Source organism: Parapedobacter sp. SGR-10, from assembly GCF_011030405.1.
Classification (GTDB): Bacteria; Bacteroidota; Bacteroidia; order Sphingobacteriales; family Sphingobacteriaceae; genus Sphingobacterium.
Genome location: NZ_JAAJTJ010000025.1, coordinates 53,131 through 67,509 on the forward strand (window position 1 = coordinate 53,131; position 14,379 = coordinate 67,509).

At 42.1% G+C, this 14,379-nt stretch carries 16 protein-coding genes; 5 read left to right on the plus strand and 11 right to left on the minus strand.

Annotated elements, in window-relative coordinates; genetic code table 11:
- Positions 1 to 39 precede the first annotated feature (39 nt).
- From G5B00_RS14835 to G5B00_RS14865, 7 genes are all read right to left on the minus strand, one after another.
- Entirely contained in the window at positions 40 to 1,416 is a 1,377-nt protein-coding gene (locus tag G5B00_RS14835; protein WP_163877101.1) for an MBL fold metallo-hydrolase, read from the minus strand.
- Positions 1,417 to 1,501: 85 nt separating this feature from the next.
- The gene (locus tag G5B00_RS14840; protein WP_163877104.1) at positions 1,502 to 1,936 is read right to left on the minus strand and encodes an OsmC family protein; all 435 of its coding nucleotides are present in this window, start codon (positions 1,934 to 1,936) and stop codon (positions 1,502 to 1,504) included.
- An 18-nt stretch (positions 1,937 to 1,954) separates the two neighbouring features.
- The gene (locus tag G5B00_RS14845; protein WP_163877107.1) at positions 1,955 to 2,752 is read right to left on the minus strand and encodes a sulfite exporter TauE/SafE family protein; all 798 of its coding nucleotides are present in this window, start codon (positions 2,750 to 2,752) and stop codon (positions 1,955 to 1,957) included.
- 142 nt (positions 2,753 to 2,894) lie between these two features.
- Entirely contained in the window at positions 2,895 to 3,254 is a 360-nt protein-coding gene (locus G5B00_RS14850) for a four helix bundle protein (RefSeq protein ID WP_163877110.1), read from the minus strand.
- 41 nt (positions 3,255 to 3,295) lie between these two features.
- Complete coding sequence (locus G5B00_RS14855; RefSeq protein WP_163877114.1) at positions 3,296 to 3,925, minus strand: Crp/Fnr family transcriptional regulator; 630 nt, start codon at positions 3,923 to 3,925, stop codon at positions 3,296 to 3,298.
- A 190-nt stretch (positions 3,926 to 4,115) separates the two neighbouring features.
- The gene (locus G5B00_RS14860) at positions 4,116 to 4,685 is read right to left on the minus strand and encodes a methyltransferase family protein (protein ID WP_205966438.1); all 570 of its coding nucleotides are present in this window, start codon (positions 4,683 to 4,685) and stop codon (positions 4,116 to 4,118) included.
- A gap of 19 nt (positions 4,686 to 4,704) precedes the next feature.
- Positions 4,705 to 5,499, minus strand: coding sequence for a universal stress protein (locus tag G5B00_RS14865; RefSeq protein WP_163877117.1), 795 nt, complete (start codon positions 5,497 to 5,499; stop codon positions 4,705 to 4,707).
- A 131-nt stretch (positions 5,500 to 5,630) separates the two neighbouring features.
- Here G5B00_RS14865 and G5B00_RS14870 point away from each other — a divergent pair, with 131 nt between their 5' ends.
- From G5B00_RS14870 to abc-f, 5 genes are all read left to right on the plus strand, one after another.
- Entirely contained in the window at positions 5,631 to 5,951 is a 321-nt protein-coding gene (locus G5B00_RS14870) for a metalloregulator ArsR/SmtB family transcription factor (protein WP_163877120.1), read from the plus strand.
- 1 nt (position 5,952) lies between these two features.
- Positions 5,953 to 6,417: an SRPBCC domain-containing protein gene (locus G5B00_RS14875; RefSeq protein WP_163877123.1), complete on the plus strand. Its 465-nt coding sequence runs from the start codon at positions 5,953 to 5,955 to the stop codon at positions 6,415 to 6,417.
- A 6-nt stretch (positions 6,418 to 6,423) separates the two neighbouring features.
- Positions 6,424 to 6,807 carry a DoxX family protein gene (locus tag G5B00_RS14880; protein ID WP_163877126.1) on the plus strand — a complete coding sequence of 128 codons (384 nt, stop codon included), beginning with the start codon at positions 6,424 to 6,426 and terminating at the stop codon, positions 6,805 to 6,807.
- An 11-nt stretch (positions 6,808 to 6,818) separates the two neighbouring features.
- Positions 6,819 to 7,400 carry a YdeI/OmpD-associated family protein gene (locus G5B00_RS14885; RefSeq protein ID WP_163877129.1) on the plus strand — a complete coding sequence of 194 codons (582 nt, stop codon included), beginning with the start codon at positions 6,819 to 6,821 and terminating at the stop codon, positions 7,398 to 7,400.
- Between the two features lie 223 nt (positions 7,401 to 7,623).
- Positions 7,624 to 9,213, plus strand: a complete 1,590-nt coding sequence (abc-f, locus tag G5B00_RS14890; RefSeq protein WP_163877132.1) for a ribosomal protection-like ABC-F family protein — start codon at positions 7,624 to 7,626, stop codon at positions 9,211 to 9,213.
- A 56-nt stretch (positions 9,214 to 9,269) separates the two neighbouring features.
- Here abc-f and G5B00_RS14895 read toward each other — a convergent pair whose 3' ends face one another.
- The 4 genes from G5B00_RS14895 to G5B00_RS14910 form a co-directional block, all read right to left on the minus strand.
- Positions 9,270 to 10,010: a TIGR00730 family Rossman fold protein gene (locus G5B00_RS14895; RefSeq protein WP_163877135.1), complete on the minus strand. Its 741-nt coding sequence runs from the start codon at positions 10,008 to 10,010 to the stop codon at positions 9,270 to 9,272.
- Positions 10,011 to 10,160: 150 nt separating this feature from the next.
- Positions 10,161 to 11,909, minus strand: a complete 1,749-nt coding sequence (locus G5B00_RS14900; RefSeq protein WP_163877138.1) for an FISUMP domain-containing protein — start codon at positions 11,907 to 11,909, stop codon at positions 10,161 to 10,163.
- Between the two features lie 44 nt (positions 11,910 to 11,953).
- Complete coding sequence (locus G5B00_RS14905) at positions 11,954 to 13,528, minus strand: RagB/SusD family nutrient uptake outer membrane protein (RefSeq protein ID WP_163877141.1); 1,575 nt, start codon at positions 13,526 to 13,528, stop codon at positions 11,954 to 11,956.
- Positions 13,529 to 13,547: 19 nt separating this feature from the next.
- The coding region (locus G5B00_RS14910; protein WP_205966439.1) for a hypothetical protein at positions 13,548 to 14,379 on the minus strand (832 nt) is incomplete at its 5' end.

Genomic DNA, 14,379 nt, shown 5'->3' on the forward strand with positions numbered 1-14,379 from the left:
GATAGTTGAAAGTTATGGATTATGTTGTACTTTCCATTTTCAACTTTCCACTTTCCACTGTGCATATCCTCCGGAAAAATTCTTCACGTTTTCAAAACCGTTTTTAGCCAGTATAGAATATGCTATAGTCGAACGGTCGCCTGCCTGACAGTGAATGACGACCTGTTTGTTCCTACTGATTTTATCCAAGTGGTCCTGTATGGTTCCCACAAAAATATGATCAGCACCCTCTACATGCCCAGTTTCATACTCTGATGCTCCCCGAACGTCAACTATCTGTACATTATCTTTACCGATGTAGGTTTTAAACTCGTCCAAGGAAATTACGCTCGCTGTTTGTAACGCGATGCCCAGATCGTTTACATCTGATATGTAGCCGTAAATGTTATCCAAGCCTATACGCATCAGCTTACGGGTCAAATCTTCCATCTGGCTGTCATCGGCTACCAATATGAACTGCTCCTGATAGTTCAATAGCCAACCGCACCATGTAGAAAATGAGTTGTTGCCCTGAATATTCAGTGTTCCGGGAATAAAGCCTTTAGCGAAATCTACCTTATTTCGGGTGTCGATGACCTTGATGCCTTTTTCGTAGGCAGAGAGAAACTGTTCTTTGGATAGCCTTGGATGCTTCGGAACTTCAATCAATAAAGTACGTGGCACTTTGTTGAGGTGCTTCATCATCGCAAAATATTTCGGTGGCTCAGGTTGATCGGCCAACAGGTAATCGGTAAATCCTTTTTCGTCTTCGCCATATTGGAACGCCCAATTTCGGATTTTTTCGTAACCAACGGTAGAACTGTGCACCGCTCCCAAAGCCTTTCCGCAAGCCGAGCCCGCTCCATGTGCAGACCATATTTGGACATATTCGGGAAGGGCAGCAAACTTTTTCAATGACTGAAACATCTGTTTTGCCCCGACTTCTTTTGTCCCAATAAGCCCTGCGGCTTTTTCTAACAGATCGGGACGGCCAATATCACCCACAAAGACAAAATCGCCTGTGAATATCATGACAGGCTTGTCCGTAGCCGAATGGTCGGTCAGTAAGAAGCTGATGCTTTCGGGCGTATGTCCGGGCGTGTGCACAACCTCCAATGTGAGGTTGCCTACTTTAATCACATCGCCGTCTTTCAGCCCTTTGTGCGGGAACTGATACTGCCAGTCTTCGCCACCCTCGTCCGAAAGATACATCGTTGCTCCTGTAACGGCTGCTAATTCTCTCGAGCCGCAAAGAAAGTCTGCGTGTATGTGCGTTTCGGTAATGTGTGTGATACGCAGATTGTTCTGCTTTGCTATGTCGAGATATACATCTATATCACGTTGGGCATCTATCACGATGGCTTCGCCCGTAGCCTGGCAGCCTATTACATAGCTGCCCTGTGCTAAACTCTTGTCATAAACGTGTTGAAAAAACATACTCTTTTATTTTTAGTCGTTAATTATTCTTTTGATATTACAAATTTCAGTTACTTATTTATCCTGTACTGCTACTTTGGTCACATTAGCTGATACTTGGGATCAACCGTATTTCCGTTTTCATCGAATTGGTGACCAAGCACCCCGCTTTTGCTTTTTCAACGATGCGTTGGGCTTTATCTGTATCCTTATCGGGATGGGTTAACGTGATCGTAGGAAACATTTCCGCCTGTGTGATCAGGTATTTTCCGTCCAGCATTTCTAATTTTGCTGTCGTTTTACAGCTAAAATCTTCTATTTCTACTTTAAAGTTATAGGCAATGGCCAGAAATGTTGCCATATAGCAACTGTTGATCGATGCGACAAATAGATGTTCGGGCGACCATATTCCCGCAACACCATGGGGAAATTCGGGTGGTGTAGCACATTCAATGGTTTTTTCTAAAACAGGTGATGATAGCTTTCCGATCCTTCCTGCTTTCCATTGTATGTCTACTTCGTAAAAATGTGTTTGTGACATAATATTTGTTTTTTTTGATTATCGGATAACAGTTTCTTTGAGGACAATATAAATACCCATGACCAATACGAACCACCCGAATGCGGGCTTTAGCTTATCTCCATTGATACGTTTGGAAAGTCCCATTCCGGTGAAAATACCGATAATAGCAAAGACGGTAACTTTTGAAAGAAAAACCCAATCTATAACCGTTTCGCCACTTTCGCCAAAGAAGCCGATCAATGATTTTGCGGCTATGATGACCAATGACGTGCCCACGGCTTCTTTCATGGGTAGCTTGCTCAACAATACCAATGCTGGGATAATCAAAAAACCTCCTCCTGCGCCTACAAGTCCTGTCAGTATGCCGACAAGTATTCCTTCCATAAGAATTAAGGGATAATTGAACTGCTGTTTTTGTGGAGCTTCATCCGTTACGTCTTTCTCTTTTTTGATCATACTGTAAGAAGTGAAGATCATAAGCACAGCAAACAGCAACATCAGTAACATGTTCTTGGTAACGGTGAAATTTCCAATACTGAAAACCTCCTGCGGAATAGCAGGAACAATATATGCCCTTGTGAGAAAGACGGATATAATGGATGGGATACCGAAAACAATTGCGGTTTTGATGTTGATCAATCCTTTTTTGAAAAAAGAAAATGAACCGACAATGCTCGTTGTACCGACGACAAAAAGAGAGTAAGCAGTTGCTAAGACAACATCTAGGTTAAAGAGATAAACCAATACCGGAACGGTAAGGATACTGCCTCCTCCACCGATTAAACCTAATGCTATGCCTATAAAAATGGAAGCTAAATATCCTGCTGTATCCATAGTTGTTTGAATTGATACTGCAAATTTGCATCAATCCAAGATCTTGTACAGCTACTTTAGTCACATAAGAGTTGAGAGTGGAGAGTTGAAAATTGAAAGTGATAAAACAGACCGTTTTCCACTCTCCATTCTCAACTTTCAACTAAATTCTATTAAGTTTTTGTTTAGTGGTTTTTACTATGGAGACCAATATTTTTACAAGCTCTTCAGCATCATTATGTATGGATTGAAATTCGTCTTCAGACAAATAGGCGGTTTCTCTAAGTAAAATAACCCAATACAGTGTTTCATTGGCTTCTTTTAGTGCAATGTTCATCTTGTTAAGGAAATCTGCCTTTGACTGGGCGTGTTCAGCTTCTCTAACCAAAGCTCCAATTGCTGTTCCGCTTCTTAGGAACTGTTTTGATAGCACAAATTCTTTTTTCTGTTCAGACAAATATTGATATAACTTTACTGTTCTTATAGCAAACCTTAGACTTTTATCAGCTATTCCATTTTCCATAAAATGTGTTTTTACGATTTTCCACTTTCAACTCTCCACTTTCAACTCTCCACCAACACGATTTTGTTTCTACCCAGTTTGACCATTCCATTTTCTTCCAACTGCTTCAAGAGACGTGATACGACGGCCCTTGCTGTACCCAGTTCGTTGGCGAGTTGTTCGTGGGTAATATTTAGCGTATTATTGCCTGTGAGTTCCTGTTTTTTGTACAGTAAATCCAATAACCGTTCATCTACTTTCTTGAAGGCTATGGCGTTGACAATTTCCAATAGCTCTTCAAAACGTTTGTGATACAAACGAAAAATATAATCAAGCCACTGCGGATATTCTTTGATGAACAACGTTACTTTATCCATAGGCAGAAAAAGTATTTCGGCATCTTCTTCTACCTCGGCTTTGACTTTGCTGGTTTCATTGTGCATGCCACCCAGAAAAGACATGATGCAGCTTTCTCCAGCTTTGATATAATACAGCAAAATTTCCTTGCCGTCGTCTTCCGTTCGGATCACTTTCAATGTTCCTTTCGTGACAATGGGGATAGAACGGATAGAGGCATTTTCATTCAGGATAATGCTTCCGGCTTTATACTCTTTTCGTATGCTGTACTGTTGTAGTTTTTCGACTAATTCGGGCGAAGATTTAAATTCTGTAATCTGCTCCAGTTGTTCCATATACAAAGAAAATTTAGTAAAGATACTTAGGGACTGTTTAAAATTTATCCAATAATTTCATCATCATTTTTCTTTCCAATGATTGATGGGGGCTCAACGCTTTTAGCGTCTCGTTTTTTATGCTTCCTTGCCTACTTGCAAATTTTGGCTGTGACTTCGTTAAATTTTACTATACAAATTTAAACAGGCTCTAAAAATACCGCCTTACTTTCTTACAGTAGGCATTAAAAGCTTCTCCGTATTGTTCTTGCAAGAAATTTTCTTCTTTTAATACCTGCGTATGAAATCTTAAAGTAGCAACAACAATGTATATCAGCAATATCCAGCTCGGAAAAATTAAGAACTGTCCGATAAGCATAATAGCGAAAGATACATAAATAGGATTTCGGCTAACGGCAAAAGCACCTGTTGTAATCAATCCCTGTTCAGTGTTTTCGACCAAACCGACACGAAAACTTTTACTGAACGAAATCATTGTCCATAGAAAAAACACAAGTGCAATAAAACAGGTCAATGCTCCCATCCAAGAAACCGCTTCTGATGGAAACAATGCCTGTCCTTTGATAGTCGGCAAATGAAAAGCATTGGCTATAAGGATATAAAAATAGAAAAGTGCAAAGGGAAGTATGAAGAAATCCTTTTTGTCTTTTCTGCCAAATTCCATCGCTTCGATACCTTGTTTTTTTAGATTGCGGGTGCGGACAAGTACCAGCACAATAAATAAAACAATGGTTATTATTCCGAAATATACCTGCATCATTTTGATTTCCGAATTGTATTTATTGTCCCGATCGATATATCAATAAAGGTACGATGGAATTATATGCCAACTTTTGAGTGACACTGGATTTGAACATGCCTTCCAGAAACCCGTATTTGCCCGATATACTAATCAACAATTGGGCATTGTTGTCCCTTATACAATCGATTACACTGCTAGCTGTGTCTCTATTGGTGAGAAAATGATAGGAGGGATCCAACTCTTCAAACATATCCAACATGTCTTTCAATGCTGTGTATAAAACAGCTTTAGACATCTTCTCGTTTTCTCTGCCGACATTGACGACCATTAGGTTTGCACCTAGTGTTTTGACGAAAGTTTTGATATTCTCTTCGGGCACACGGATGGGCAGATCGGGTATGATGGGCAATGCAAGCGCTATATTTTCTATCGGTACAAACGGAGACTTGGCGGGCACGACCAATACAGGAATATCGATATTTTGCGAAACTTTAAAGACATTGCTGCCGATCAGTTTTTGGCCAACCTTGTTGCGACCCGTAATCCCCATGATGATCAATGAAACTCCGTGCTGTCTTACCAAAGTGGAGATACCTTCCGTCAAGGTTTCGTGGTTTACTTCACAGATGATTTCGATTGTATCGTTTTGACGAAATTGTTGAGCCATTTCTTCGAGCTCTTTTAAAAGAATGTCATGAACATCATCCTTAGCGGTATGGCTATGATAGAAAACAACCTGGCGGCTATGGAGTAAAGGCAAAAGACCCATGGCATACTGTGTTGCTTCCAAGGCATTTTCAGAAAAATCGATCGGAATGAGCAAAGTGTTCATGTTTCATCAAGATTAGATAATCTATAAAGATAACCAATTCGGTTGAGTCTATGTAACCTTTGGAAAAAAACGTATAAAAAATTTGTGTAGTCGAATGGCTACATTTATATTTGTAGTCAAATGGCTTCATAATGGATTTGAGACGAGATGTTTTTCAGGCTATTGCCGATCCGACGAGAAGGACAATCCTTCTGTTGGTTGCTTCACAAGCTATGACAGCAGGTGCGATTGCGTCAAACTTTGACAGCGCAAGACCGACTGTTTCCAAACATTTGCAAATTCTTACCCAATGTGAGTTGCTCCGGCAGGAACAAAACGGCAGGGAGATCTATTATCATCTCAATGCCAAAAAAATGAAAGAAGTCGCGGACTTTATCGAGCCTTTCCGAGCCATGTGGGAGGAACGGTTTGACAAACTGGAAGTTGTCATGAAAAATTATAAAAACACATAAAATGGAACAGAAAACAAAAGTCCATGCCGAAGATGGCAGACAGGAAATCATCATCACAAGGGAATTTGATTTGCCGCTGGAATTGCTTTTTAAAGCTTATGAAGAGCCCGAGCTGTTCGAACAATGGATGGGCACAAAAGTGCTGAAAATGGAAAACAAAAAGCATGGTTCGTATGCTTTTGAAACATCTCATGATGGGAACGTTGTTTTTCGGGCGAATGGAACCATACATGAATTTGTGTCGAACCAAAGAATCACACGGACATTTGAAATGGAAAACACGCCTTTTCCGGTCCAAATTGAGTATCTGGAGTTTGAACAGTTAACGGAGCAGACCAGCAAACTCACGATGCAGATTGTGTTCAAATCGGTAGCGTTCAGAGATCAGTTGTTGCAAATGCCTTTTGCACAAGGTCTCAATATGGCACATGATAAGTTGGAAGAAGTCATTTGTAAATTAAAATAACAAAATATGAAAAAGCGACACAGCATTATTTATTGGATTACAACCATCTTCCTCTCCATCGGGATGACAGCAGGGGGAGTACAGCAAATGCTCCAAATAGGCGGTTACAATGAAATAGTCAGCAGTCTTGGTTATCCCTTGTATGTTTTGAGTATTCTTGGAGTATGGAAAATCCTAGGGGTCATTGCTATTCTGATCCCAAAATTCCCATTATTGAAGGAATGGGCCTATGCCGGATTTTTCTTTGCTATGTCTGGAGCGGCCATTTCGCATTTGGCTACGGGGCAACAATTTGTAGAAGCTGTCCCTTCGCTGATATTGTTGATCGTCACGGTTTTGTCCTGGTATTTCAGACCTGCGGATAGAAAAATCACGTTAAAGATAAACTAAAACAAGCTTTTATGCCTACACAAGCCGATCACTTTTTTGCAAATGCCAGGCGATGGAAAGACGAATTCCTCTTGTTGCGCGATATCGTCCGTGAAAACAAATCCTTGGAAGAAGATTACAAATGGATGCACCCATGTTATACCTTTAGGAGAAAAAACATCGTACTCGTCCATGGGTTTAAAGAATATTGTGCGCTGTTGTTTCATAAAGGTGCTTTATTGAAAGACCCAAAAGGAATTTTGATACAGCAGACGGAAAATGTGCAGTCTGCCCGGCAGATCCGGTTTACAAATGTCGAACAGATCCTCAAATTACAATCCGTTATAGAGGATTATATCCGAGAAGCGATTGAACTTGAAAAATCGGGCAAGAAAGTAGAAATGAAAAAAGTAGTGGACTATCCTGTGCCGGATGAATTTCAACGAGTATTGGACGGGGATGATGCATTGCGCAAAGCCTTTTATGCTTTGACCCCAGGACGGCAAAAAGGATATTTATTTTACTTTAACCAGGCCAAACAATCCAAAACAAGGGAAGCCCGGATCGAAAAATATTATCAACATATCCTAGATGGGAAAGGGGTGGACGATTGACTTAATTGTTCTTTCGATCATATGGATATTGTCTATTCACCAAAAGTAATGCTTTTTGGTGGATACGTCGTTTTATTGGATACAATGACCAAAATGTGTACCTTTGTCCAACCATAAAATAATAGTAAGCAAAAATGTAACATGTAATTTCTTTCAGCCTTTCAGAAAACAACGAGCCTGGTTAAGGTACGTTGGATGGTTTAATCCCTAAAAGGAAGAAATTATGCTTACTATCCAGAATTTATCATACATACATCCTAACAAGGACCTGCTGTTCAGCAACATCCACCTGACCGTCAATCCAAACGAGAAGATCGCATTGATTGGCAACAATGGCACAGGAAAATCTACTTTATTAAAAATTATTGCCGGCGATTTAGAACCATCGGAAGGCATATTGAGCGTGGCTTCCAAAGCGTATTACATTCCACAGATCTTTGGGCAGTACAATCATCTGACGGTAGGAGAGGCCTTGGGCATCGATATCAAATTGAACGCCCTCCATCAAATTCTGTCCGGAGATGTTTCGGAAGAGCGCTACGATCTGCTCAACGACGATTGGACCATCGAAGAGCGCTGTACGGAAGCCTTGAAGGATTGGCAATTGCATGATTTGGACCTATCACAAAAAATGGAAACGTTGAGCGGAGGCCAAAAGACCAAGGTTTTTTTGGCGGGTATATCCATTCATCAGCCCGAACTGCTGTTGCTGGACGAACCGAGTAATCATCTGGACAGCGTGGGTAGAAGGCTTTTGTATGACTTTATCCAACACAGCAAACAGACCCTCATCATCGTGAGCCACGACAGAAAATTGCTGAACCTCTTGCCTAAAGTTTGCGAATTGACCAGAAATGGCATGACGATTTATGGAGGCAGTTATGATTTCTATGCCGAACAAAAAGAAATAGAACGCCATGCACTTGCCCAGGATATCCATAGCAAGGAAAAAGCGCTGAAAAAAGCCAAGGAAAAAGAGCGGGAGACGATAGAACGGCAACAAAAGTTGGATGCCCGTGCAAAAAAGAATGTAGGGAAAGCAGGTCTTCCGAAGATCGTGGCCAATACCTGGAAAAACAGTGCAGAACGCAGTACCGCCAAAATCGCAGGTGTACATACCGAAAAAATCGGAAACATACATCAGGAGTTACAGGACTTGCGCTCGTCACAATCGGAAACTGATCAGATGAAATTTGGATTTGACCACCCCAAACTGCATAAGGGTAAAAATCTCTTTATCGCAAAAGACATCAACTTTGGTTATGATCCTGAAAAATATCTCTGGGTCGAAAACCTCAACCTGCAAATCGTCAGTGGTGAACGCATAGCCATAAAAGGTGCCAATGGTTCGGGCAAAACGACATTGATCCAATTGATATTGGGCAATCTGGACCCACAAATCGGTACGGTCTATCGGACAGATAGCCAATCGGTTTATATCGATCAGGATTATTCTTTGATAAACAACAGATTAAATATTTACGAGCAAGCAGAATCATTCAATACAATGGCACTACAAGAGCATGAGATCAAAACGAGGCTGAATCGCTTTTTGTTTACCAAAGACGATTGGGACAAGCCCTGCACTGCCTTGAGTGGTGGGGAAAGAATGCGGCTGATGTTGTGCTGTTTAAGCATCGGCAAGCGGTCTCCCGATATCATTGTGCTGGATGAACCAACCAACAATCTCGACATCCAGAATATAGAAATACTGACAGGTGCCATCAACGATTACCAGGGGACACTGCTCGTTGTCTCCCATGATGAAACATTTCTCGCACAGATCGGGATCGAAAGGATAGTAGAGGTTTAAGAAAATAGCGAAAAAACAACAGTTTTTTCGCTATTCAATTTTTTGAGATCACTTATCTATGCACTTTTCAAACTCTTTTCACCCAACCACCAACTTGGTTTCAGACTTTCTTTCGCGCGCATGTTGTAATCTTGTACGAAGTTTTTGATATATTCAACGGCTTCTTCCGAACTGTCCGTAAAAAATACCAAATCCTTGTCTTCGGGAGAAATCGTTTTTTCTTCGACCATCTTGTCCAGATGTTGTAGGATATTCATGTAGTATGGTTTGTCCATGACAACAATTGGGTATTTGATTAGCTTTCCGGTCTGCACAAGTGTATAGGTTTCGAAAAACTCATCCAATGTGCCTATACCTCCGGGCATGATGACAAAAGCAATCGAATATTTGCGTAGCAGCTCCTTGCGGACAAAAAAGGAGTCTATATTCACGAATTTGTCCATATAGGGATTGTGCATCTGCTCATGCGGCAGAATAATGTTGCAGCCGACAGATCTGCCGTTGACGTCTTTGGCGCCGCGGTTTGCGGCTTCCATGACACCCGGGCCACCTCCGGTCATGATGGTGAGGCCGAGCTTGGCAATCTCTGCCGAAATATGACGTGCTTGTTTGTAAAACAGATGATCTTCCTGAAAGCGCGCCGATCCGTATACGGTTACACATGGTCCTACAAAATGTAGGGTACGCAAACCTTTTATAAACTGTTTGACAACTCCCAATACATACAGAAACTCTTGCCAACGATTCTGTACATTATTTAAAAATCCAATCTCTTGCCTAACAAATTGTTCACCCATTTTTCGTCTTTCTTATTTTTTTTGATTTTCTTGAAGCGATAAATATCCAAAAAAATGTCTTATTATCCTAATTTTCTGATGTAGAGGTGTTGAAAACAAAAGAAGCCGCCCTAAACTCAGGAACGGCTTCTCTTTTGGCAACTTACAATTTTAATTGTCCGAAGTTTGGATGCTTGTCGCATTGAGGCTTCGGATGCTCAAAGCTCGCGCTATGGGCTCGTTACTTAGCGTTCCACTCGTGGTATATCCTCTTGCCGAATTATTGTTATACGTACGACACCAGAATCTCCCCGCATTGTCTCCAGCTTGAGAGTACCAAGTACCATTCGTGGTTCTATACCCCGCATTTATGGCAGAGAAACCAGTAATGTTGTCGTCAGCACGACGCACGTCTGGTGTTCCTACAGTTTGCAATGGGTCACTAAACGTCATAAACCCTCTTAGACGGGTATCCGAGCCAATATAACTGATTAAACTATTCCTGTCTAGAGCTGTAGGAACCAACCACCCGGCTGGTGACAAGTTGTCTTCAATATCCTGATCAACAGTGTTCAGACCAGCAGCAGATAAGGAAGTAAAGCCTCCTATAGCTAAATAATTATAATGAAGGCCATACCTCGCCCGGTTAACAATGGCCTCATCGGCCGTCGATGCACCGTTTACATAACCGTAGATAACATAATATTCCGGCACCCTGTCTTGATTGTCTAACCTATTGGTAGTGATTGGACTACCATTTCTATAATACACCGTATTCAGATTCTTGCCCATCCAATACTGCGCACCGATCTTGACGATAGGATATTCATTGTGCTCACTACCACGTACATCAATGATAAGATGTGGCTCTACAGTGGTCGTTTTGCTACCCGGTACTTCTTCAGGCCCCATACCGACATCACCCGGCATATATACTTTTGTCACCGGATTGGCTTCGGTACCTACCACATAACCCGATATTTTATTTTCGGCAATATTGAAGGATACTGTACCTCCGTGCACAGCTCCGGTAGGTGCTTGATAAGTAGATGTAGCATCGGTCAAATCTGTATTTTCCAATACAATCTGTGCCACATAACCCTTATTCAGTGCAACCACATCATTTTCTACCGGATAGACCACGATGGCCTGTGCATTGACCAATCCTACTGATCTCAGGAATTCTTTTGTGATCTGTGCGACTTGTTTGTTGCCGTCCATGACTTTGTATACATTGGATTCGCTGAAATCCGGAATATCAATGATATAAGGAGTCATTCCCCCACGTCCTTGGTAGAGGTTGATGAATGAAGTCACAGTTTCTCCCGAAATCTTTCTTTTGGCCGAAATGGTGATGAGGGCTTCCCGTGCTGAGGTCTGTTCGTTGATCATGACATGTAGATTGATCTTCTCGTTTTCGGTGAAGATGGACAGCCAGCTCTGTGTTCCCTCTTCTGCCGTGACCTGTATATCCGTTAGCTCATCAAAATTGAGGATGTTGATGACCGAAGTGGAGTTGAGGTACCGTACCGGTACATAGGTCTGTGACAGGTTTATTCCTCCTTCGCTGTCTTGATGTACATTGATCTTCTGTGTATAGTTTTTGCTACGGATGACGATGTACGAAGACCTCGCTTCGCCGGATGTGTTGCCATCTACGTACACATAGATCGATGAACGGCCGGGGATGATCTCGTGTGTGAGCCATACATCTTGTGAAGGCGAATAGATATGCCATCCGTTGCTCTTTTCGCTGATTGGAATCTCCAGAAGTTGGGATTGTGCACCGTTATTGAAATTCAGTGAAATATCGTCCAATTGGATTTCATCTGCATTGCTCAGCTCATGCTCTTTCTTACAGGAAAGGACGGTCAGCCCACAAAGAAAAAGGATCATCAATTTTAAAAAATGGGTTTTCATAATTTTTGCTATTTAATGTTTTTATACGTTGTGTTTATTCTTTTTTAATTTTCTTCGGTATTGTAGACATCGCTATAGGTACTGTATCCAAAGTTTTGTTGATCCCGAATAGCTTTGTTGGCTTCGAGTTCATTCAATGGGATAGGATAGATGACCTGTGTGCGGGAACCTGATTTTCCGGCACCAAAAGCGATTGTTCTTTTGTTAGCATTTTCCAAGAGTTCGGGTCTTTGTAATGTTTGTCCTCTGCGGAAGTAATCCCAATACGTATGTCCTTCGAGCATAAGCTCTCTTCGGCGTTCTGTCAAGACCAGGTTTTTGCAGGTCGTGATATCTGTCGAATTGAAACCACTGTCCTTGACACGTGCTTGCCGAATATAATTGTAGTATTTTTCTGCGTTGACCAGATCGACATTATCACTGCTGAGGTAGGCTTCGGCAAGATTTAGATAGATCTCCGGCAATCGTATGATCGGAAGGTTATAGACAAAATGATATGCTTCGCCTACATATTTTCTATATCCTTTGTAATCCTTGTTGACAATGCCTAGGTCACAGACTAGATAACCCCGTACGTCTTCTACACCATTCACGGTATTTTTCAAGAAACTGACTGTGGCAGGAAATAGTCCATAGGCTGCATAACCCAGATTTTGGGATACCTGTCCATCATTAGCAGCACCCGGATTGTTGTGCGTAGGTTTTCTGACCAATGAATTGAGGGAATTGCTGCCCAGATTGTCAGTCAGGTTGTAGACGAGCTCCCAAATGTTTTCGGAATTGTTGGCCTTGTAGTATGTGGTCTTGTAGCTGTCGTACGGAATCAAGCTATATGTGCCTTGTCCGGCCGTCAAGGCCTCTTCACCCATGAAGATCACATCATCCCAGCGGTTCATATAGAGGTACAATCTACTGAGTAGCGCACAGACAGCGGTGTAGTTGATGTGCCCTGCAGGAGAGTTTTTTCCGGAAAGCATCGCTTTAGCTTCTAAAAATTCATCTTCGATGTACGTGTAGGTCTCTTGAGCTGTCTTCCTGCGGATCTCGTACTGTAAGATATTGTTGACCATATCCATATTTTCGATGATAGGCAGACCAAGTGCATATTGTTCGTCGTACTCGGCTCCACCAGGTACAGAAAACCGAGGCGGATAGGCAAATAATCGCATGAGATCAAAGTAGGCCAATGCTCGAAGTGCCCTAGCCTCGCCACTGATGACTGCTTTTTCGTCGGCACTGAGGCCTTGGGTTTTGTCGATATTTTCCAATAGGGTAGTGGAGGTACGGATAGCACCGTATATCGTCATCCACAGTCCCGACGCTTGGCCGGCGGATTGGGTAGATTCGGAATAACGGTTTTCACGTTCAAATGTATTTCCGCTAGATACCCGTACAAAGAAGTCTAAGCCTTTGGCTCCTTCGTAGCCATACATATTGCGGCCATAGTAGGTATCTTTCGAAAAAGCATCGTAGATACCATTGAGCAAGGCTTTGATTCCTTCGGGTTTGGTGAGGATATGCTCATCATAGTCCGTGTAGGATTCCTTGTCCAAGAAATCTTTGCAAGAAGACAGGATGAATACGAAGCATATGGCTAATAGTGTGAATAATTTTTTCATATCTTGATAGCTTCTTAAGTTAAAAATTCATGTTTAGTCCAAAGGTAAATGTGGTCGCCGTAGGGTATTTGGCGGCGCCTATGTTTCCATCAATCTGAAGGTCTGGATCATATCCTTTTAGATCGGTCCATACCCATAGATTTTCGGCCTGTCCAAATAGGGATACACTGTTGATATGCAATTTGCGGAATGTGCTCGGTGCAAAGGTATAGCCCAGTTTGATGTTTTTGAGTTTGAGATAATCTCCGTCATAGAGGTATCTCGTGGATGCTCCGGGAGACAACTGCCCATTGATCCGTATACGGCTGCTGGCATATATATTGTCGGGGGTCCATCTGTCTAGCTGACTGATGTCCAAGTTGTAGTCCAGCGATTGACCGTCTATACCTATTCTGGACGACTTCCTACCATCCATGACCTGATGTCCCCAACCGAAGGTGAAGAGGGTGGAGAGATCCCAACCTTGGTAGCTCCAAGAATTGCTGATTCCCCCTGTCGCGGCAGGTATTCCTTTGCCTACTACACGTCTGGCGGAAGGATTGTCGTCGTCGGCGATAAACTTGTTTCCTGCATTGTCATACGCATAAAACAACAGTTGGCCTGTATGGCTGTTGATTCCTGCAAATTCGTTCAGAAACCAAGAACTGACACTTTCTCCATTTCGCATGATGTGCGTACCGATGATATCCTGTGCCAATCCATAGTATTTGGAATGGAGCGTGGCCATATTGGCCTTGACGTTCCACTTGAACAACTTATCAATGATATTGGCATTCACATCTACTTCAAAACCCTGGTTAAGGATACCTGCCGTTGTATTCATCAGCATGGTATTGTACCCGGAAACTTTT

Bases quoted from the DNA above. Each gene is read 5' to 3' on its own strand.
- G5B00_RS14835 (WP_163877101.1), bottom strand. From the start codon at position 1,416: ATGTTTTTTCAACACGTTTATGACAAGAGTTTAGCACAGGGCAGCTAT.
- G5B00_RS14840 (WP_163877104.1), bottom strand. From the start codon at position 1,936: ATGTCACAAACACATTTTTACGAAGTAGACATACAATGGAAAGCAGGA.
- G5B00_RS14845 (WP_163877107.1), bottom strand. From the start codon at position 2,752: ATGGATACAGCAGGATATTTAGCTTCCATTTTTATAGGCATAGCATTA.
- G5B00_RS14850 (WP_163877110.1), bottom strand. From the start codon at position 3,254: ATGGAAAATGGAATAGCTGATAAAAGTCTAAGGTTTGCTATAAGAACA.
- G5B00_RS14855 (WP_163877114.1), bottom strand. From the start codon at position 3,925: ATGGAACAACTGGAGCAGATTACAGAATTTAAATCTTCGCCCGAATTA.
- G5B00_RS14860 (WP_205966438.1), bottom strand. From the start codon at position 4,685: ATGATGCAGGTATATTTCGGAATAATAACCATTGTTTTATTTATTGTG.
- G5B00_RS14865 (WP_163877117.1), bottom strand. From the start codon at position 5,499: ATGAACACTTTGCTCATTCCGATCGATTTTTCTGAAAATGCCTTGGAA.
- G5B00_RS14870 (WP_163877120.1), top strand. From the start codon at position 5,631: ATGGATTTGAGACGAGATGTTTTTCAGGCTATTGCCGATCCGACGAGA.
- G5B00_RS14875 (WP_163877123.1), top strand. From the start codon at position 5,953: ATGGAACAGAAAACAAAAGTCCATGCCGAAGATGGCAGACAGGAAATC.
- G5B00_RS14880 (WP_163877126.1), top strand. From the start codon at position 6,424: ATGAAAAAGCGACACAGCATTATTTATTGGATTACAACCATCTTCCTC.
- G5B00_RS14885 (WP_163877129.1), top strand. From the start codon at position 6,819: ATGCCTACACAAGCCGATCACTTTTTTGCAAATGCCAGGCGATGGAAA.
- abc-f (WP_163877132.1), top strand. From the start codon at position 7,624: ATGCTTACTATCCAGAATTTATCATACATACATCCTAACAAGGACCTG.
- G5B00_RS14895 (WP_163877135.1), bottom strand. From the start codon at position 10,010: ATGGGTGAACAATTTGTTAGGCAAGAGATTGGATTTTTAAATAATGTA.
- G5B00_RS14900 (WP_163877138.1), bottom strand. From the start codon at position 11,909: ATGAAAACCCATTTTTTAAAATTGATGATCCTTTTTCTTTGTGGGCTG.
- G5B00_RS14905 (WP_163877141.1), bottom strand. From the start codon at position 13,528: ATGAAAAAATTATTCACACTATTAGCCATATGCTTCGTATTCATCCTG.